At 56.7% G+C, this 19,984-nt stretch carries 18 protein-coding genes and 2 tRNA genes; 7 read left to right on the plus strand and 13 right to left on the minus strand.

Features of this window, described 5'->3' with window-relative positions; translation table 11 throughout:
* The first annotated feature begins 90 nt into the window (after window positions 1-90).
* Complete coding sequence (locus tag LVD14_RS06435) at window positions 91-1,695, plus strand: iron ABC transporter permease (protein ID WP_317622682.1); 1,605 nt, start codon at window positions 91-93, stop codon at window positions 1,693-1,695.
* Window positions 1,673-2,719, plus strand: a complete 1,047-nt coding sequence (locus tag LVD14_RS06440) for an ABC transporter ATP-binding protein (RefSeq protein WP_237133207.1) — start codon at window positions 1,673-1,675, stop codon at window positions 2,717-2,719. The genes LVD14_RS06435 and LVD14_RS06440 overlap by 23 nt, the downstream gene beginning before the upstream one ends.
* Here LVD14_RS06440 and LVD14_RS06445 read toward each other — a convergent pair.
* The 10 genes from LVD14_RS06445 to LVD14_RS06490 all read right to left on the minus strand — a co-directional run bounded on the left by LVD14_RS06445 (window position 2,716) and on the right by LVD14_RS06490 (window position 10,661).
* Window positions 2,716-3,450 carry a VC0807 family protein gene (locus LVD14_RS06445; RefSeq protein ID WP_237133208.1) on the minus strand — a complete coding sequence of 245 codons (735 nt, stop codon included), beginning with the start codon at window positions 3,448-3,450 and terminating at the stop codon, window positions 2,716-2,718. The genes LVD14_RS06440 and LVD14_RS06445 overlap by 4 nt on opposite strands.
* Before the next feature lie 41 nt (window positions 3,451-3,491).
* Window positions 3,492-3,568, minus strand: a tRNA-Met gene (locus LVD14_RS06450).
* 62 nt (window positions 3,569-3,630) lie between these two features.
* A complete protein-coding gene (gene ychF, locus LVD14_RS06455; RefSeq protein ID WP_237133209.1) occupies window positions 3,631-4,722 on the minus strand; it encodes a redox-regulated ATPase YchF in 1,092 nt (363 codons plus the stop codon).
* A 27-nt stretch (window positions 4,723-4,749) separates the two neighbouring features.
* Entirely contained in the window at window positions 4,750-5,355 is a 606-nt protein-coding gene (pth, locus tag LVD14_RS06460) for an aminoacyl-tRNA hydrolase (protein WP_237133210.1), read from the minus strand.
* A gap of 11 nt (window positions 5,356-5,366) precedes the next feature.
* Complete coding sequence (locus tag LVD14_RS06465) at window positions 5,367-5,999, minus strand: 50S ribosomal protein L25/general stress protein Ctc (protein WP_237133211.1); 633 nt, start codon at window positions 5,997-5,999, stop codon at window positions 5,367-5,369.
* Between the two features lie 105 nt (window positions 6,000-6,104).
* Entirely contained in the window at window positions 6,105-7,061 is a 957-nt protein-coding gene (locus tag LVD14_RS06470) for a ribose-phosphate pyrophosphokinase (RefSeq protein WP_237133212.1), read from the minus strand.
* A 212-nt stretch (window positions 7,062-7,273) separates the two neighbouring features.
* Window positions 7,274-7,349: transfer RNA gene (locus LVD14_RS06475), tRNA-Gln, on the minus strand.
* Between the two features lie 29 nt (window positions 7,350-7,378).
* Complete coding sequence (ispE, locus tag LVD14_RS06480; protein WP_237133213.1) at window positions 7,379-8,266, minus strand: 4-(cytidine 5'-diphospho)-2-C-methyl-D-erythritol kinase; 888 nt, start codon at window positions 8,264-8,266, stop codon at window positions 7,379-7,381.
* The gene (lolB, locus tag LVD14_RS06485) at window positions 8,263-8,892 is read right to left on the minus strand and encodes a lipoprotein insertase outer membrane protein LolB (RefSeq protein ID WP_237133214.1); all 630 of its coding nucleotides are present in this window, start codon (window positions 8,890-8,892) and stop codon (window positions 8,263-8,265) included. The genes ispE and lolB overlap by 4 nt, the downstream gene beginning before the upstream one ends.
* Window positions 8,892-10,661: a tetratricopeptide repeat protein gene (locus tag LVD14_RS06490; protein WP_237133215.1), complete on the minus strand. Its 1,770-nt coding sequence runs from the start codon at window positions 10,659-10,661 to the stop codon at window positions 8,892-8,894. The genes lolB and LVD14_RS06490 overlap by 1 nt, the downstream gene beginning before the upstream one ends.
* A 192-nt stretch (window positions 10,662-10,853) precedes the next feature.
* Between LVD14_RS06490 and hemA the strand changes: the two genes are divergently transcribed.
* From hemA to rhlB, 5 genes are all read left to right on the plus strand, one after another.
* Entirely contained in the window at window positions 10,854-12,155 is a 1,302-nt protein-coding gene (hemA, locus tag LVD14_RS06495) for a glutamyl-tRNA reductase (RefSeq protein WP_237133216.1), read from the plus strand.
* Window positions 12,152-13,234, plus strand: a complete 1,083-nt coding sequence (prfA, locus tag LVD14_RS06500; RefSeq protein WP_237133217.1) for a peptide chain release factor 1 — start codon at window positions 12,152-12,154, stop codon at window positions 13,232-13,234. The genes hemA and prfA overlap by 4 nt, the downstream gene beginning before the upstream one ends.
* 2 nt (window positions 13,235-13,236) lie before the next feature.
* The gene (gene prmC / locus LVD14_RS06505) at window positions 13,237-14,088 is read left to right on the plus strand and encodes a peptide chain release factor N(5)-glutamine methyltransferase (protein ID WP_237133218.1); all 852 of its coding nucleotides are present in this window, start codon (window positions 13,237-13,239) and stop codon (window positions 14,086-14,088) included.
* On the plus strand, window positions 14,082-14,840 hold the full coding sequence (locus tag LVD14_RS06510; protein WP_317622129.1) for a molybdopterin-synthase adenylyltransferase MoeB: 759 nt from the start codon (window positions 14,082-14,084) through the stop codon (window positions 14,838-14,840). The genes prmC and LVD14_RS06510 overlap by 7 nt, the downstream gene beginning before the upstream one ends.
* A gap of 66 nt (window positions 14,841-14,906) precedes the next feature.
* Entirely contained in the window at window positions 14,907-16,682 is a 1,776-nt protein-coding gene (gene rhlB, locus LVD14_RS06515; protein WP_237133220.1) for an ATP-dependent RNA helicase RhlB, read from the plus strand.
* 9 nt (window positions 16,683-16,691) lie between these two features.
* Here rhlB and LVD14_RS06520 read toward each other — a convergent pair whose 3' ends face one another.
* From LVD14_RS06520 to gatA, 3 genes are read right to left on the minus strand one after another with little or no spacing between them, the layout of a single operon-like run.
* Window positions 16,692-17,036 carry a PA4642 family protein gene (locus tag LVD14_RS06520; protein WP_237133221.1) on the minus strand — a complete coding sequence of 115 codons (345 nt, stop codon included), beginning with the start codon at window positions 17,034-17,036 and terminating at the stop codon, window positions 16,692-16,694.
* A gap of 45 nt (window positions 17,037-17,081) precedes the next feature.
* Window positions 17,082-18,515, minus strand: coding sequence for an Asp-tRNA(Asn)/Glu-tRNA(Gln) amidotransferase subunit GatB (gene gatB, locus LVD14_RS06525; RefSeq protein ID WP_237133222.1), 1,434 nt, complete (start codon window positions 18,513-18,515; stop codon window positions 17,082-17,084).
* A complete protein-coding gene (gene gatA, locus LVD14_RS06530) occupies window positions 18,515-19,966 on the minus strand; it encodes an Asp-tRNA(Asn)/Glu-tRNA(Gln) amidotransferase subunit GatA (protein ID WP_237133223.1) in 1,452 nt (483 codons plus the stop codon). The genes gatB and gatA overlap by 1 nt, the downstream gene beginning before the upstream one ends.
* Window positions 19,967-19,984: the final 18 nt, after the last annotated feature.

Here is a 19,984-nt window from a genome sequence, read left to right on the forward strand (position 1 = left end):
GACCGCTAAGGCCCCATTTTGACTGGCAAGACATTGCATACTCAACAAGGTCGTGGACGAAGCGCACTGATTAGTATCATTGCGCTTTGTTTGCTTTTAAGCCTGCCGATTTTTACCGTTCTCTGGTCCATAGGCGCAGACAGCGATGGCGTCTGGCAACATCTGGCTGACACGCTGTTGTGGTCCTATATAGGTCAGTCTCTCACCTTGATGACCGGGGTTGGGCTGCTGGTACTGGTGCTGGGCGTGGTGCCGGCCTGGCTGGTCACCATGACGCGTTTTCCTGGCAGTCGGGTGCTGGAGTGGGCGCTGATCCTGCCGCTTGCCATGCCAGCCTATATCATCGCCTACACCTATACGGGCATGCTGGATGTCACCGGTCCGGTTCAGGGGTTTATCCGCGAAACCTTTGATCTGCGCTTCGGTGATTACTGGTTTCCGCAGGTTCGCTCATTGAGCGGTGCCATTGTGATGCTGGCGCTGGTTCTGTATCCCTACGTTTACCTGTTGTCACGCATGGCGTTTCTGGAGCAGTCTGTCTGCGTGCTGGAAGTCTCGCGCACGCTGGGCGCAAGCCCCTGGCGGTCCTTCTCCAGGGTGGCTGTGCCGCTGGCGCGACCGGCCATTGTTGCGGGACTGGCGCTGGTGCTCATGGAGACACTGGCCGACTATGGCACGGTGCAGTATTTTGGTCTGTCGACTTTTACCACCGGCATATTCCGGACCTGGTTTGGTATGGGCAGCTCCACGGCGGCCGCGCAGCTGTCAGCCGTTCTGATGCTGTTCATTCTGGTATTGATCGTCACTGAACAATGGTCGCGCAACAAGGCACGTTTCCATCACACAAGTAGCAAGTACTCACAATTGCACCCTAAGCGTCTGGCTGGCTGGCAGAGCATGGCAGCCATGCTGTTCTGTGCATTGCCGGTGCTGTGCGGCTTTCTGATCCCTTTCCTGCAGTTGTCCTGGTGGGCCTGGGATACCCGCGATCTGGTCAATTTCGGGGATTTCAGCAATCTGCTTTTCAACAGTCTGCGCCTTGCTCTGGTGGCGGCACTGATCACGCTGGGGCTGGGACTGGGTATCAGCTATGCGAAGCGCCTGCAGCCTGGCATGCCAATGCGGACCGCTGTTCGTGTGCTGAGTCTGGGGTATGCAATCCCCGGCACAGTGATTGCGGTTGGTGTGCTGATCCCCTTCACTTTTTTTGATAATACTCTCGACGGCTGGATGCGCGGGCAGTTCGACTTTTCCACAGGGCTGCTGTTAAGTGGCACGCTGGGGGCCGTGATGTTTGCCTACACGGTGCGATTCCTGCCGGTATCAATGAATACGCTGGATGCCGGCCTTGGCAAAATAAAACCAACCATGGACGATGTGGGCCGTTCCATGGGGCTGGGCAACTGGCAGATGCTGCGACGCGTGCATATTCCCATGCTGCGCGGCAGCCTGTTGACTGCGGCGCTGCTGGTGTTTGTGGATGTCCTCAAAGAGCTGCCCGCGACCTTGATTCTGCGGCCGTTCAACTTTAATACACTGGCCATTCGCACCTACGAGCTGGCCAACCAGGAACGTCTGACTGAGGCCGCCGCGTCGGCCCTGATGATCGTTCTGGCTGGCATCATTCCTGTTATCATCATCAGTCTATCCATTTCAGCATCAAGACCGGGCCATGACTCACGCATTGCAGATTGACACTATTTCGGTGGCGTTGCAGAACACGCCAATTGTCCATGACATCAGCCTGCAACTGGCGCAGGGTGATATCGGCTGTCTGCTGGGGCCCAGTGGCTGTGGCAAGACGACCTTGCTGCGCGCCATCGCTGGCTTTGAGCCGGTCACGCAGGGCAGCATTCAGATTGCCGGACAGCTGGTGAGCAAACCCGGCAGCCAGATGCCCGTCGAGAAGCGTCAGGTTGGTATGGTGTTTCAGGACTACGCGCTTTTTCCCCATCTGAGTGTGGAGGACAACATCGCCTTCGGTCTGACTGGCTGGAAAGCCGCTGACAAACTGGCCAGGGTGCAGGAGCTGGCCCGCATGCTGCACATTGAGGAGCTGCTGGGTGCCTATCCCCATCGCCTGTCAGGTGGCCAGCAGCAGCGCGTCGCCATCGCTCGCGCCATGGCGCCGCGGCCGCGCATTCTGTTGCTGGATGAGCCGTTTGCGAGTCTGGACGTCGAGTTGCGCGAAGACATTGCGCGTGAGATTCGTGAGGTGCTCAAACAGGACGGCATCACCAGTATTCTGGTGAGTCACAATCAACTTGAAGCCTTTGCCATGGCTGATGAAATTGGCGTCATGCGAGCCGGGCGGCTGTTGCAGTGGAGCACCGCATTCGAACTTTATCATGAGCCGCGAAATGCCTACGTGGCTGATTTCGTCGGTGAGGGTGTATTCCTGCCCGGGACGGTCATTGATACCCTCAGTGTGAGTACTGAACTTGGGGTGCTAACAACACATGAGCCGATTGCACACAAAGCGGGTGACCTGGTATCAGTGCTGATCCGCCCTGACGACGTAGTACATGACGACAACAGTAAAGAAACTGCCCGGGTACTGAAAAAGGTATTCCGTGGGGCCGACTTTATGTACTCGCTGGCACTGCCCAGTGGCGCTAAGGTGCTAAGCCTGGTGCCCAGTCATCATGCCCATCCGGTGGGCAGTGATATTGGCATTAAGGTGGAGATGGATCACCTGGTGGTGTTTCCAATCGATTAATTGTTGTCTACCAGAAAGGTTTCCAGTTTCTGATCGGTAAGCCTGTGGATCTGTGAAAACACAAACCAGATCGCGATCATCAGGACGATCATGCTGGGAATCGCAATGACCGGGTAGCTGAGTGCTGTCATGCGACCCAGCTCTGCGCTGAACTCGCTGGTGCCAGGTGGGCTCACCAGAATAACTCGCGCCAGAATGTAGTTCAGCGCCGAAGACAGGAAAAAAGACCCCGCCACAATCATTGAGGCCTGCGCCAGACGGCGTTCGAACACTTCCGTATTGCCCTTTGCTGCCAGCGCATCATACAGCGCTTGAACACGGATCAACTGTGCGTTCAGTATCAAGGTCTTGACCAGCGGGAAGCGTGTCCGCTGGCTGATCAGTACTGCGAGCCCGATGATTCCGGGAATGGCTGCTTCCTTGATCGCAATGTACTGTGGATCAAGTTGCAGCAGACTGATGCCGCCGGTCAGAAAAACACTGACGACACCAAGTACCGAAAATGGATTGATCTTGCCGGACTCCCGCAGATCCCACAGGCCATAAAGGATGGGGAAGGCCAGTGCCACAACAATGCTCAGACTCGGCCCAAGGCTGTCTTCACCATTAAAACGGCTGAGAATGACGACCGGGATGATGATGTTGAATGCAAGATTGCCGAGAAATCCGCCACGTGGTTTCTTTGGCTGCTGCTCGGGACTTGGCTGATCTGTGGTCGTGCCCTGGGTCATAGTCGGAGTCCGTTTTTTGGGCCGCAGGGGGAGAAAAAGAGTGGTAGCTACGGGTGGACTTGAACCACCGACCCCAGCATTATGAATGCTGTGCTCTAACCAGCTGAGCTACGTAGCCACATCGAGGACGCGCATTTTGTCTATTTCAAGGGCCTTTGTCAAGAACCTGATATACGCGACTTAAACATTGAAGCGGAAGTGAATCACATCACCATCGTGGACAATGTATTCCTTGCCTTCCAGTCGCCATTTGCCGGCATCCTTGGCGCCCTGTTCACCTTTAAAGGCAACATAGTCGTCGTAGGCGATGACCTCGGCGCGGATAAACCCACGTTCGAAATCGGTATGAATGGCGGCAGCTGCGCGGGGAGCCGTGGCACCCTGTTTGATGGTCCAGGCACGCACTTCCTTGGGTCCGGCGGTGAAATAGGTCTGCAGGCCCAGCAGGCTGTAACCGGCACGGATAACGCGATCAAGTCCTGGCTCTTCCATGCCCAGATCCTGCAGGAATTCGAGCTTTTCGTCGTCTTCCAGCTCCGCAATTTCCGCTTCCAGTTTGTTGCAGATCGGCACGAGTACGGCACCTTCGGCTTCTGCCACAGCGCGGACTTTATCCAGATGGGGATTGTTCTCGAATCCATCTTCGTCAACGTTGGCGATGTACATGGTTGGTTTGACAGTCAGCAGATGCAGCGAATACAGATCTGCCAGTTCTTCCTTGCTCAGGCCCATGCTGCGAACCGGTTGAGCGCCATCCAGGTGTTGTTTAACCTTTTCGAACAGGGCAATCTGTCGCACCGCGTCCTTGTCACCGCCCTTGGCGATGCGGCCCAGTCGCAGAATACCTTTTTCCACTGACTCCAGGTCGGCCAGTGCCAGCTCGGTATTGATGGTCTCAATGTCCGCTACCGGGTTGATGGTGTCAGCGACATGGACGATATTGCTGTCTTCAAAGCAGCGCACGACATGTGCAATCGCGTCAGTCTCACGAATGTTGGCAAGAAACTGGTTACCCAGGCCTTCGCCTTTGGAGGCGCCGGCAACCAGTCCGGCGATGTCCACAAACTCCATGCTGGTGGGAATGGTCTTTTGCGGTTGAACGATGTCTGCCAGCACGTCAAGTCGCGGATCTGGCATGGGTACAATGCCTGAATTGGGTTCAATGGTGCAGAACGGAAAATTCTCTGCAGCAATACCCGCTTTGGTAAGCGCGTTGAACAGTGTTGATTTTCCGACGTTTGGCAGGCCAACGATGCCGCATTTAAAACCCATGGGTGTATATCCTGTAAAGTGTGATGTCTATTGGCTGTCTGCAACAGGGCTCTGACTGTGCAGGGTCTGCATTGCCTGATTCCACTGTCCGTTAACCAGTTGGGGCAGAACCTTGAGAGCCTGATCAATATCGTGTTCTATCTGTATGGTGTCGTCTTTGCCGGGATCGCTAAGCACATAATTGGCAACTTTGTTTTTGTCGCCAGGGTGGCCCACGCCGATACGTAGACGTTTGAAATCATTTGCTCCACCAAGCGCGCTGATGATATCGCGCATGCCATTGTGCCCGCCATGACCACCGCCCGATTTCAGACGGGTTGTGCCGACAGGGAAATCTATCTCATCGTAAGCGACCAGCATCTGCTGTGGCTGGATATCGAAGTAATGACAGAGACTGGCCACGGACAGGCCGCTGCGATTCATGAAGGTGGTAGGGAATAACAGTCGGACATCGTTTCCTTCAATGGTGACACGTGCCACATTCCCATGAAAACGTGCTTCGGGACGGAGTTCGCCGTGGTAGCGTCGACAGATCTCATCCAGAAACCAGACGCCCACATTGTGGCGGTTAAAGCGATATTGCGGGCCCGGATTTCCCAGGCCCACAATCAATTTGAGCGTGTCAGTGCTCATGGCAGGAGAGATTACTCCTCGCCGGACTCTTCGTCGTCAGACTCTTCGTCCTGCGCACCGCCACGAGGCGGCTGAACAGTAACAACGGCGTGGTCAGCATCGGCGCCGTGCGTCAGGTCTACGCTGCTGACGCCTTTCGGGAAGTCAATCTGGGAGATGTGGATGGCTTCGCCCACACCCAGGTTGGCCACGTCGATTTCCAGGTACTCTGGCAGGTCTTTGGGCAGACACACGATTTCAAGTTCAGTGATGGTACGCAGCAGGCTGCCACCACCCAGTTTCACGCCTTTACACTTCTCTTCGTTCAGAACGTGTACAGGTACTTTCACGTGAATGGTCTGCTTGGCGCTGACGCGCTGGAAGTCTGCGTGCATCAGGCGCGGCTTGGCCGGGTGACGCTGCAGGTCCTTGATAACGACCTGTTCTTTTTTGCCATCCACGTGAAGTGTGATGATGTGCGCAAAGAACGCTTCGTTGGTGGTGGCCTTCAGCAGATCCTTGTGAGGAATCGAAATCGACTGCGGCTTTTTGTTGCCGCCGTAGATGATGGCCGGTACTTCGTCAGCCAGGCGACGCAGGCGGCGGCTCGCACCTTTCCCCAGGTCGTCTCTGGCAGTTGCATTCAGATCAAACTCATTGGACATGATGTCCCTCCAGTTTCAAATAACGCCTGCTTTGCTTGCGACCAGCGCCGCAGACGTGTCAGTAAAAGAGTGTCGGGAAAACTGCTCCTGACACTCCGGTTAAAATCAGATTTCAGCGCTGTCAAACATGGCACTGATGGATTCTTCATTGCTGACGCGTCGGATAGACTCGGCCAGCAGGCGCGCCATGCTCAATTGGCGAACTTTCTTGCACTTCTTGATCTCGTCGCTCAGCGGGATGGTGTCAGTAACCACCAGCGTATCCAGCGTCGAGTTGGCAATATTTTCGGCCGCTTTGCCGGACAGGACCGGGTGTGTACAGTACGCCACAACTTTGGTTGCTCCGTGCTCTTTCAGAGCGGCAGCAGCTTTGCACAGGGTGCCAGCCGTATCAACCATGTCGTCCACGATCAGGCAGGTACGGTTTTTCACTTCACCGATAATGTGCATGACCTGGGCTTCGTTGGCCTGTGGGCGACGTTTGTCGATAATCGCCAGATCCACGTTCAACTGCTTGGCCACCGCGCGTGCACGCACAACACCACCGATGTCTGGTGATACCACAGTCAGGTTTTCATAATTCTGACGAACGATGTCTTCGGTCAGTACCGGCGATCCATACACGTTGTCCACTGGAATGCTGAAGAAGCCCTGGATCTGTTCGGCATGCAGATCAACTGTCAGCACGCGATTGATGCCAACCGCAGAAATCATGTCAGCAACCACTTTGGCACTGATAGCCACGCGCGCTGAGCGAACGCGACGATCCTGACGGGCATAGCCGAAATACGGAATCACGGCAGTGATGCGGTTGGCTGAGGCGCGGTGCATGGCATCAGCGGTCAGCAGAAGTTCCATCAGGCTGTCATTGGTAGGTGCACAGGTGGACTGAATGATAAAAACGTCCTTGCCTCGTACGTTTTCCTTGATTTCGACCGCCACTTCGCCGTCGCTGAACTTGCCAATATCGGCATCACCCAGCGGAATACCGATATAGCGGGCAATTTTCTCTGCCAGCACCGGGTTCGCATTGCCGGTGAAAACCATCAAGTTGTTTGCCATGAGTTGAGTACCTTCAGACTTGCTGCGGGCGGGGCTCCGGTTCATGAGCTGCTTGGTCTTGAACAGTGACTGTTTGATAACGCTGCCCGTCCGGATAGTTTCTGTTCGTCATTGCTGGCGGCCGATGACTGCCTGGACGCTCTGCTCGTTCAATCAGAAAATCCGCACCGCATCGACCCAGGGGGTGATGCATGTGCGGATTTCCGGGGATTTGGCTGGGGTGGCTGGACTCGAACCAACGCATGCAAGGATCAAAACCTTGTGCCTTACCAACTTGGCGACACCCCAGTGATAGTTGGCTATTTTAAGCCACTTTCCTATTGCACGTCCAGTTGCGAGGCCAGAGCCTGGTCGACTGGAGACTGGTTCAGTCCTTGAGCCACAAAGCCGCTGGCGCGTTTTAAAGCCGGCAAATCAATGTGTTCCAGTTCGTGCAATACTTTTTTGGCGTCAGCTTCTGTCCTGAATGATGCAAAAACACTGGCGCCTGTTCCTGTCATCCTGGCGGGGGCGAATTGAGCGAGCCAATTCAGCGCCTCATCCACCTCGGGATACAGGTTTCTGACCAGTGTTTCGCAGTCGTTTCGGGACTGCCCTGCCAGAAAGGCGCACATTTTGATGGGTGACGTGTCTCGTGTCAATTGCTCATGTGAAAAAATTCTGCCGGTAGTGACGTGGCAGTCGGGAGTGATCACCAGGTAAGTCGCTGCAGGCAATGAAATGGGCGTGAGGTGCTCGCCGACACCTTCTGCCCAGGCACTGTTGCCGTGGACAAAAACCGGGACGTCAGCTCCCAGCGCCAGGCCAATGCTGGCCAATTGCTGTTTATCCATGCCGAGTTTCCACAGGGCATTCAGTGCCAGCAGTGTGCTCGCGGCATCGCTGCTGCCACCACCCAGCCCCCCGCCGGCAGGCAGGCGCTTGTCCAGATAGATGTCGGCGCCAAGCGGACAGCCGCTGTCGGACTGAAGGGCGCGCGCGGCGCGAAGCACCAGATTGTCGTCGCTGATCAGCCCGGATCTGTTGCAGTCCAGTCTCAGCTTGCCGTCGCGGCGCGGCCTCAAGTGCAGCGTGTCGCCGTGATCGAGTATCTGGAACACCGTCTGCAGATTGTGATAACCGTCAGCGCGGCGACCTGTGATGTGAAGAAACAGATTAAGTTTGGCCGGCGCAGGGACCACCAGTGTTGCAGTGGCTGAGCTCATGAGTCTTGTTGCGTCACTATCAGTGGCTCGTCACCTGGCAGCGACCAGTCCAGGCGGTAGAGGTCGAGGCGCAGCGGCGACTTCTGTATGCGAATGCGGGTTGGCAAGGTTTCGGTGCCAAAGTTTGTGTAGCCCATGTAGTTGATCTGCCAGCCGCTTTGCTGAAACTGCAGCAGCTGGCTGGTCTCACCAAAGCTGAGATCGTGAGCTTCGCCGGGTGCCGGGATTCCCCGGATCCAGTAGTTGAGCTCGGTGACGGGTAACTCATAACCGATCTGCTGATACAGCAGCTCTTCCGGCGAATCGGTAATGACCGGGTCTTCGCCCTGTTGTTCAATCCGCACGTAGCCGGGTTGTCCGTTGATCTCGGTAGCACCAATATTAAACGTGCCCCACAGGTTGATACGGTACCGCTCTTCGTCCTGTTGCCAGCGAATCCGGGAAGAGTGTGCCTCCTCAGCGTCGCGCACATTAATGCTGCCGGTAAACTCCCAGCGCTCGATTTGCTGCAGAACCTGCTGGCGCTGCGCCCACTCCGGATTGACGGGTGCATCGATACGCGGTGTGCTCTGGCAGGATGCAAGCACAAGCAGGCATGTAAGCGACAGGCAGGCGCGTTGCATCATCAGGATGTTTCTCCGGGCGAATCCCCAGTGAGGCGCTCCATGGCGTCCAGCACATGCTCGCTGTCAGGGTCGGCATCCAGCGCCTGTTCCCAGATCAACAGGGCTTCTGCTTCTTTACCGGTTACCCACAAAACCTCGCCCAGATGGGCGGCCACTTCAGGGTCAGGAAACGCAGCATAGGCGCGCTGCAGGTTGTACAGTGCGTCGTCCAGATACCCGAGCTTGAACTGCACCCAGCCCAGGCTGTCGATGATGGCCGGGTCATCGGGTGAAATATCAATGGCGCGCTCGATCAGCTCCAGCGCCTCCTGATAGCGATCGGTCCTGACCGTCAGTGAGTACCCGAGGTGGTTCAGGGCTCGTGCATCGTTGGGGTTGATGGCAATGATGCGCTGCAGATCACGTTCGGCAGCTTCCTGGCGTCCGGCGCGCTCGTGCAGCAGGGTGCGTGCGAACAGCAGATCGACATTCTGTGGATGATCCAGCAGTGCCTGGTCAAGCACCGTCAATGCCCGCTCGTGATGTCCGGCATTAATAAGGGCTTCGGCGAGCAGAGCCGGATACGCGGGCGCCAGTGCGGCGTCCCGCGCGCTCATTTGTGCCACCCAGGCCTCAGCTTCGTCGAACTGCTCGAGATCTACCTGCAATCGCAGGGCTTCACGCTGGGCGTTCAGAAAGGCGTTGGAACGCCGCTGGACCTGCTGGTAGTGGAACAGCGCCTGTTCAAGCTCGTCTCGAGCCTCCAGAACATAGCCAAGATAGTAGTGTGCTTCATTCTGCCGGTACCCGGAGCGTAACAGGTCACGCAGCTGGGCTTCGGCCAGCGTCAACTGATCAATTTCCAGGTTGATCAGGATCAGCGAATACAGTGTTTCCATATCGCCGGGTTCGCGCCGCAGCAGTTCGGTAAACTGAATCGAAGCTGGTTCAAGTTTTTCGTTCTGCACCAGCAGCTGTGCGTAGCTGTAACGCAGCAGCCGGTGCTCCGGATAGCGCTCGACGTACTCCGCCAGCAGCGCTTCGGCCGCCTCAACCTGGCCGCTGTTCTGAAGCAGCTGTGCTTCTATAAGCACGGTTCTTGGGTTGTCGCCGTAGCGCTGGCGGGCCACATCAAGGATGGCGCGGGCGCTGTCGGTATCGCCGCTCTGGTCGTGCAGCTGTGCCAGGGCGTAATAAACGGAGGGTTCGTCCGGGTGCCGTGTATTGATGGCCTGCAGTCGTTCAATGATGACCTGGCGTTGACGGTCTTCCAGATTGGCAGTGCGCGCTGACAGCGCCGTGAAATCGACCTGGCCACCTAGCGCCATAACCTGTTCGAAATGTGGCAGGGCTCTTACGAACAGACCCTGCTCCATGAACTGGTAGCCAATGATCAAATGCGGGTCCATGGCGTCAGGTTCAATCGCCAGCCACTGGTCAGCCAGATTGGACAGTGCCTGCGCATTGCCCAGTGCTGATGCATACTCTACGGCACGCCGGATGATGCCCGGGTCCTGTGTTTCCAGTGCCAGTCGATAATATCCCTCGGCCGCGCCAGCCATGTCACCGCGCAGACCACGGAATTCGCTGAGCAGTGCCAGCTCCAGCTGCTCCTGGGTAAAATTACCGTACTCGATGGGTGGCTCAGGTGCAGCCTGCACAGGGGCCTTAACCGCCTGTTCGGAAGGCTCTGGTGCTTGTGGCTCAGCATCTGGTGGCGCAGGATTGCTGGCGCATGCGGCCAAAAGCGGCAGGCTGAGATAGAACAGTCTTGGTAAAATTTTTATCATAATATCCGGTCATGGGTGTGCCAGGGCACGCCCGGATTGTAGCAACAGTTATAATTCAACACTACACTGAAGACCGGGCGGGCCCCATAATACGTGCGTTGCCTGCTCTTTGTGGCCAAATTCCCACTCCAGAACGGGCAAACGCCCCCGTTTTTTAGTAAGATAGCGCACTTTTTCGACTCAAGGCTCAGTATGGCGCTGGTTCTGCTCGGCATCAATCACAACACGGCCAATGTGACACTTCGTGAGAAGGTGGCATTCCCACCTGAAAAAATGGCGGACGCCATGCAGGGCGTGCGGTCCTTGCAGCATGTGTCTGAAGCTGTGATTGTGTCCACCTGTAACCGGACCGAGCTGTATATAGATGTTGATATAGAGGGCGACCAGGAGCAGGAGTTCAGCCCCGAACGCATGCAACAGGAACAGCAGAAGCTGTTGCAGTGGCTGAGCGACTACCACGGAATTGATGCCACGGAGCTGGGCACCTGCAGTTATTTTCACTGGCGTGAGGACGTGATCCGCCATTTGATGCGGGTCGCCTGCGGACTCGATTCCATGGTGCTCGGCGAGCCCCAGATTCTGGGTCAGATCAAATCCGCGTTTGCAGTTGCCAAAGATCTTGGCGCGGCCGGCTCCGATCTCGGCAAGGCCTTTCAGGAAGCGTTCTCCATTGCCAAGGAAGTGCGAACCGATACCGCCATTGGCGAGAACCCGGTTTCAGTTGCCTACGCGGCTGTCACTCTGGCGGAGCAGATATTCTCTGAATTGCGCAGCCTGAATGCACTGCTGATTGGTGCGGGCCATACCATTGAGCTGGTGGCGCGCCATCTGATTGAGCGTGGCGTCAAACGAATCGTGATTGCCAACCGGACTCTGGAAAATGCGGTCAAACTGGGAGACAAGTTTGGTGCGCGCGGCGTCCTGCTGTCGGATATTCCGGCGGAGTTGGAGCATGCGGATATCATCGTTTCCTCGACCAACAGCCAGTTGCCATTGCTCGGTAAAGGCGCTGTCGAACGGGCGCTGAAGAGCCGCCGACACAAGCCCATGCTGCTGGTCGACCTGGCCGTTCCGCGCGATATCGAACCTGAAGTGGGGCAGATCAGTGATGCCTATCTATATAGCGTTGACGATATCCGCGACGTGATTGAGGACGGGGTGAAGAGTCGCGCACAGGCGGCCGAGCAGGCCAGCGCCATCATTGAGCGTGGTGTAGAAGAGTATCTGCGGCAATTAAGAGCCCTGAACGCTGTAGCCACCTTGCGGGCATTTCGCGGCCAGGCTGATGCAATTCGTCAGGCAGAGCTTGAGAAGGCCAGGCGTTCGCTGGAGAAGGGTGTTGATGCCGAGCAGGTGCTGGAGTCTCTGGCGCGGGGTTTGACCAACAAACTTATCCATACACCCAGTGTGCAAATGAAAAAAGCCAGCGCCGAAGGACGCGACGAGGTCGTGCGTCTGGTGCAGGAGCTGTATCAATTGGGAGATGAGTCATGAAAGAGTCCATCTTTCAGAAACTGGAACATTTAGCGGAGCGCTACCAGGAGCTGCAGGCGCTGCTCAGTGATGCCGAGACGATCGCCGATCAGGAGCGTTTTCGCAAACTGTCGCGCGAGTTCGCAGACCTTGAACCGATCGCCCAGGAGTTTGAGCGCTACCGCACGGCGCAGCAGGATATGTCGCAGGCGCAGGATATGATGCGCGACAGTGACCCGGACATGCGTGCCATGGCTGAAGAAGAGTATTTCAAGCTGAAAGAGTCTCTGCAAGAGCTTGAGCTTTCACTTCAGAAGCTGCTTTTGCCCAAGGATGAGCGTGACACGATGGATGTGTTTCTGGAGGTGCGCGCTGGCACAGGTGGCGACGAAGCAGCCATCTTTGCTGGTGATCTGTTCAGAATGTATTCCCTGTATGCGGAATCCAAAGGCTGGCGCATCGAGATTCTGAGCGAGCGCCCTGGTGAACATGGCGGTTACAAGGAAATCATTACCCGTGTGGCCGGCAAGAATGTCTATGGACACCTGAAATTCGAATCCGGTGCGCACCGTGTGCAGCGAGTACCCGAGACCGAGACACAGGGACGTATTCATACCTCTGCCTGCACGGTTGCGATTCTGCCCGCTGGCGATGAGATGGAAGAGATCGAGCTGAACAAGGCGGATCTGCGCATTGATACCTTCCGTGCCAGTGGTGCCGGTGGTCAGCACGTCAACAAGACCGACTCAGCCATTCGCATTACCCATATCCCGACTGGTATCGTGGTCGAGTGTCAGGATGAACGCTCGCAGCACAAGAATCGTGCGCGCGCCATGTCCCTGCTCAGCGCACGGCTCAATGACATGCAGCAGGCAGCTGCCGACAAGGAGCAGTCCGATACCCGTCGCCTGCTGGTGGGATCTGGCGATCGTTCCGAGCGGATCCGTACCTATAACTATCCCCAGGGGCGAGTCACCGATCACCGTATCAACCTGACCTTGTACAAGCTGTCAGAAGTGCTGTCTGGTGATCTCGATGCGGTGATTCAGCCGCTGATCAATGAATACCAGGCCGATCAACTGGCGGAGCTGGCGGCCTGACCGTGGCCACACTCTCCGTCGGCCAGTTGCTCAGGCAGACGGCCGCCCGGCTGACGCAATCAGGCTCGCCGCAACTGGATGCCGAGCTGTTGCTGGCGCAGGTCATGGGTGTCAGTCGCTCCGGCGTACTGGCGCGCCTGCGCGATCCAGTTCAGCCCGGGATTCAGGATGCCTATGAGGAACTGATTGCCCGCCGCGAGCGGGGCGAACCGGTGGCCTATCTGCTTGGTCGCCAGGGGTTCTGGAGTCTGGAGCTGGATGTCACGCCGGATGTGCTGATACCCAGACCCGAGACCGAGCTATTGGTGGAAAGCTGTCTGGAGATTGCAGGGCCTGACGTCGCAGACTTTGCTATCGCCGATCTGGGTACCGGGTCGGGTGCGATTGCCCTGGCTCTGGCGGCAGAGCGTCCCGCCTGGCGGGTCTATGCCACTGATCGCAGTGAGGCGGCGCTGGCAGTCGCAACCGCCAATGCCCGTCGATTGTCATTGTCCGATCGAATCGAGTTTCGTCAGGGGGACTGGTGCGCGGCGCTGCCCGATGGGCTTGAACTCGACATTCTTGTCAGTAATCCGCCTTATATTGACCCGGAGGATCCGCATCTGAGCCAGGGCGCGCTGCCTTTTGAGCCCCTGTCAGCACTGCGTTCAGATGAGCAGGGCTTGCGTGATATTCGTTTTATAGTGCAGCAGTCGCTGGCCGTGCTGAAGCCGGCCGGCTGGCTTCTGCTTGAACATGGGTATAATCAGGGCGCCGCCGTGCGACAGTTGCTGGAGCACCATAAATTTAATCAAGTGCGGACCGTTCAGGACCTTGCGGGTCTGGATCGGGTGACGCTGGGGTGTCGATCATGAATGACGAACAGCTGCTACGCTATAGTCGGCAGATCATGCTGCCAAATATGGATATCGCCGGTCAGCAGCGGCTGCTGGATGCAAGCGTGCTTATTGTGGGAATGGGCGGGCTGGGCAGTCCGGTTGCCATGTATCTGGCCGCTGCTGGCGTCGGCAAACTCGTGCTGGTCGATGATGACGAGGTAGAGCTCAGTAATCTGCAGCGCCAGATCGCACACACCACTGATCGCATTGGGCAAACAAAAGTGGCCTCCGCGCAGCAGACGCTGCAGGCGCTTAACCCGGAAGTCCAGATTGAGACACTGACGACACGGCTGGATGCGCATACCCTGCAGGCGCAGATCGACCGAGGCATCGACCTGATTGTGGATGCCTGTGATAATTTCGCCACACGTTTCATGATCAACCGGGCCTGTGTGCAAAATAAACTGCCTCTGGTGTCTGGCGCCGCCATTCGGCTGGAAGGGCAGGTTGCCGTGTTTGATACACGGCGCGAGCACAGTCCCTGCTATCAATGCCTGTACCGTGAGGGCGGTGATGACGAGCAGATGAGCTGCGCCCGTAATGGTGTTCTGTCGCCAGTCGTGGGCATTATCGGCACGATGCAGGCACTGGAGGCAATAAAAGTGATTGCCGGCATAGGTCAGGACTTGTGCGGTAAGTTGCTGATTTTTGATGCCATTGACAGTCAATGGCGGACGTTGAAGTTACCACGCGATCCCGCCTGCGCGGTGTGCGCAGTGCGTGCTTGATGCTGCAAATGCTCAGGCGCTATGATGCGGGCCATATTTCGAATTTAGAAGACAGGCTGCTAATACATGCAAACAAAAGATTCAGACCAGAGTAATCCCGATGCTCCGAACCAGGAAGCACAAGATCAGGTAAACCAGGAGCAGCAAGACCAGACGCAAAACAAGCAGGAACAACAGGACCCAGTGCAGGCAGGCCAGGAGCCGCATAGCAGCGAGCAGCAAGACCCTTCGCAGGAAAGCCAGCAAGCAGCGCCGCAGCAGCAGAATGCCTCCGAACCGGAACAGCCGGCGGACGAGCAGCCTGTTGAGGACAGCCAGAGTGCAGAAGCTGCCAGAGTCGAGTCTGACAATAGCCCGGTGGCTGAACAGCAGCCAGCACCAGAGCCTGAGACTGCACAGGAGCCAGCCACAGAGTTGGATCAGCAGCAGAAATCTGTAGCGGAGTCTGAAGGTATGCTGGCGACAACTGAGCAGTCAGCAACAGAAGAAGAATCAGGCGAGGGGCAGCCCGGCTCTGAATCAACAGCATCTGATGCGCCAACAACGCCGGAGACGCCCGCAAAACAGCCTGCCCCCAAAGTACAATTCAGCAGTTTTGATCTGGCAGAACCACTTGCCAAAGCCATTAGCGATCTTGGTTTTGAGTATTGCACGCCTATCCAGGCCCAGAGTCTGCGCTATACACTGGTTGGTTATGACGTGACGGGCAAGGCCCAGACAGGCACCGGCAAAACAGCGGCATTCCTGATCACGCTGATCAATGACATGCTTAAGAATCCGATTACCGAACAGCGCTATGCCGGAGAACCAAGGGCACTGGTGCTGGCGCCGACGCGGGAGCTGGTCATTCAGATCGCCAATGATGCGACTGATCTATGCAAACACAGTGACCTGCGCGTCGTCACCCTTGTAGGTGGTGAGGATTATCAGAAACAGTTGCGGGCGGTCGACAAACGCCCCGTCGATATTGTGGTAGCGACGCCCGGCCGTCTGATCGATTTTCTGCAGAATGAACATCTGTATCTCGGGCTGGTTGAGCTGCTGGTTATTGATGAGGCCGATCGCATGCTGGATATGGGTTTTATCCCGCAGGTTCGCAACATCGTGGCGCGCACCCCGCACAAAGACTGCCGTCAGACCCTGCTGTTCAGTGCGACCTTTACGCCAGAAATTCTGGAACTGACGTCGCGCTGGGCCATGGATCCGGTGATGATCGAAATCGAGCCCGAGCGTGTTGCCACTGACACGGTCGAGCAGATCGTCTATCTGGTCACCAGCGACGACAAATACAAACTGCTTTACAACCTGATCGGCCTGCAGGGATCCGAGAAAGTGATTGTGTTTAGTAATCGTCGCGACCAGGTGCGCAAGCTGGCTGACAATCTGCACCGCAACGGTGTCAGTTGTGGGTTATTGTCCGGTGAAATTGCGCAGAAAAAACGTGTAAAAACCCTGGAAGATTTTCGTGAAGGCAAGTTAAAGGTGCTGGTAGCGACGGACGTGGCAGGCCGTGGTCTGCACATTGATGATGTGACGCATGTCATCAATTACACACTGCCGGAGGAAGCGGAGGACTACGTTCACCGCATCGGCAGAACCGGTCGGGCTGGTGCTACCGGTACGTCTATCAGTTTTGCCTGCGAGGAAGATTCCTTCCTGCTGCCAAATATCGAATCTAAGCTGGGTCAGAAACTGCCTTGCGTTCACCCCGACAGTCGCTTGCTCACCGATCCACCGGCTTTCACGCGGGAGTCCAAGTTCAAGGATGAGTCCAAACCAGCTGGACGCGGCGGGCGCGGTGGCAAGCCGTCCGGTGGCGGACGCCCGCGGCCGCGCCGCTAGATCTGAGGGTTATGCGCCGCGACGGGCGCCATGTGACTCGAGAATTTCCATGTAGGGCGCAGCACGACGATGCTGCGCCAGATGGTCCAGAAACGTGGCGCCACTTTCCAGCGTGACATTGATGTCGTGGCCTGCTTCGACAAAGAAAGGAACGAAGCGGGTGAATTGCTCGGGCAGCATACCGCGGTAGGCTTTGAGCAGGATGTGGTAATCAGCCGGCACGCCCTCGGGTGGCTCCAGGCTCAAGAAAGCCTTGATGCGCTCATCTGACCATTCTTCATTGCGAGTGGCAGGCTGAGTGCGTTCTTTCCCGGTTTTTTTCTCTTCAATCATGGTGTCATCCGTTTGGCTCACCCCAGGCAGTCCGGCTAGGTGCCGTGACTGTCAGGAGAGATGGGCTTATTCGCTGAGCTTCTTGCGCAGCAGTTCGTTCAATTGAGCAGGATTGGCCTTGCCTTTGGAAATCTTCATGGCCTGGCCAACAAAGTATCCAAACACTGCTTCCTTACCGCCTTTGTATTGTGCGACCTGATCCGGGTTGGCGGCGATCACATCATCCACCAGCTTTTCGATGGCACCTGTGTCCGTGACCTGCTTCAACCCGCGAGACTCAATAATCTGGTCGACATCAGTTTCGCCTTCGGTCAGCGCTTCAAACACGGTCTTGGCGATCTTGCCGGAGATGGTGTTGTCCTTGATTCGGCTGATCAACGTGCCCAGCTGGGTCGGCGTGACCGGACTCTGCTGGATATCAAGATCCTGCTTGTTCAACAGCCCCAGCAGGTCGACGGTCACCCAGTTGGCTGACAGCTTGGCGTCTCCGCACAGCTGCGCTACCTGTTCAAAGTAATCGGCCATGGCACGGCTGCTGGTCAATACATCGGCATCATACTCGCTAAGGCCGTACTGCTTAACAAAGCGGCTGCAGCGCGCGTCTGGCAGCTCTGGCATGGTCGCACGCACGGCATCAATATACGCATCATCGATCACGACAGGCAGCAGATCCGGCTCGGGGAAGTAACGGTAGTCGTTGGCGACTTCCTTGCTGCGCATCGAGCGGGTCTCGTCACGATCGGAGTCGTACAGGCGGGTCTCCTGAATGACACGGCCGCCATCTTCGATCAGGTCAATCTGGCGCTGAACTTCGTGATTGATGGCTTTTTCGACAAAGCGGAACGAGTTGATGTTTTTGATCTCGGTACGTGTGCCAAATTCTGTCGCACCCTTGCGGCGTACCGATACGTTGGCGTCACAGCGCATGGAGCCCTGAGACATATTGCCGTCGGAGATGCCGAGATAGAGAATGATGGAGTGCAGTTTCTTCAGATAGGCAACCGCCTCTTTGGCGTTGCGCAGATCAGGCTCCGATACTATTTCCAGCAGCGGTGTTCCCGCCCGGTTAAGGTCGATACCGGACATGCCCTGAAAATCTTCATGCAAGGATTTACCTGCATCTTCTTCGATGTGGGCGCGGGTAATGCCAATGACCTTTTCTGAGCCATCATCCATCACAATACGCAGGCTGCCTTTGCCAACGGTTGGGTGATCCAGCTGACTGATCTGATAGCCTTTGGGCAGATCGGGGTAGAAGTAATTCTTGCGGTCGAATACCGAGCGCTTGCCGATTTCTGCGTCTACTGCCAGGCCGAATGACACAGCCATCCGCAGAACTTCCTCGTTCATGACCGGTAGCGTGCCCGGCAGCGCCAGGTCGTATATATTGGCCTGGGTATTCGGTTCTGCACCAAATGCAGTGCTGCTGCCGGAAAACAGTTTGCTGGCAGTTGCCAGCTGCACGTGCACTTCAAGACCGATGACGGTTTCCCAACTCATTATTTAACCTCCGGTCGGCGCTGATGCCAGTCTGTGTTCAACTGGAACTGATGGGCGACATTCAGCAGGCGTGCCTCTGAAAACGCCGGTCCGACCAACTGCATGCCAATAGGCAATCCCTGCAGCATACCTGCTGGCAGGGACATGCCAGGGATGCCGGCCAGGTTGACGGCGATCGTGTAGATGTCTTCCAGATACATGGTGACCGGATCGGCATTTTTCTCACCAAGTTTGAAGGCCGTGTGGGGTGAGGTCGGTCCCAGGATGACGTCTACAGACTTGAAGGCTTCATCAAAATCCTGCTTGATCAAGCGGCGGATTTTCTGCGCCTTCTTGTAATAGGCATCATAGTAACCTGCAGACAGTGCGTAAGTGCCCACCATGATGCGACGTTTGACTTCGTCACCAAAGCCTTCGCTGCGGCTGCGCTTGTACAGGTCTTCAAGGTTCGCCGGGTTTTCGGCGCGATGGCCAAAGCGCACGCCGTCATAACGCGACAGGTTTGCTGAAGCCTCTGCAGGTGCCACGACGTAATACGCAGGCACCGACAGGTGATTGTGCGGCAGATCAACCTCGGTCACGCTGGCGCCGAGGCTTTCCAGTACTTTGATCGCATCCTGCAGAATGGTCTGCACAGCTGGGTTCAGGTCAGCGGTGAAGTGGTCACGAGGCAGGCCGATGCGCAGACCTTTCAGCGACTGCTGCAGATGCGCCGTGAAATCTTCGGCCGGATGGTCCAGGCTGGTGGAGTCACGTGAGTCCAGTCCGGCAATGGCGTTCATCATCAGCGCTGCGTCTTCTGCGCTTTTGCTTAGCGGACCAGCCTGGTCAAGACTGGAGGCAAACGCGATCATGCCAAAGCGGGATACTCGTCCGTAGGTTGGTTTCAAACCTGTAATGCCGCAGAAAGATGCAGGCTGGCGAATTGATCCGCCGGTGTCGGTGCCGGTGGCGATGGCACACAGATCAGCGGCAACCGCGGCGGCGGAGCCGCCCGATGATCCGCCGGGTACACGGCTGCTGTCCCAGGGGTTGCGAACCGGTCCGTAGTAACTGGTCTCGTTGGATGAACCCATCGCAAATTCATCCATGTTGGTTTTACCCAGCGTGACAGCGCCGGCCTGCTGGAGACGTTCAACAACGCTGGCATCGTAGGGCGACACAAAATTGTGCAGCATGCGCGAGCCGCAGGTTGTCAGCACGTCGCGCGTACAGAAGATGTCCTTGTGCGCAATGGGTATGCCGGTGAAAGGAGTACCATTGCCAGCGGCGCGCTGTTTGTCAGCGTCGGCCGCCTGTTTCAGTGCCTGCTCTTTGCACACGGTGATGTAGGCATTGAGATCCGGATTCAATTTTTCGATGCGATCCAGATAGGCCTGAGTCAGTTCAACGCTGGAAACGTCTTTGCGATCCAGGGCTGCGCTCAGCTCTGCTACAGTTTTGCTTAACATGAAAGGGTGATCCTTGCT

The sequence above is a fragment of the Pseudohongiella sp. O18 genome (assembly GCF_021729085.1).
GTDB lineage: Bacteria > Pseudomonadota > Gammaproteobacteria > Pseudomonadales > Pseudohongiellaceae > Pseudohongiella.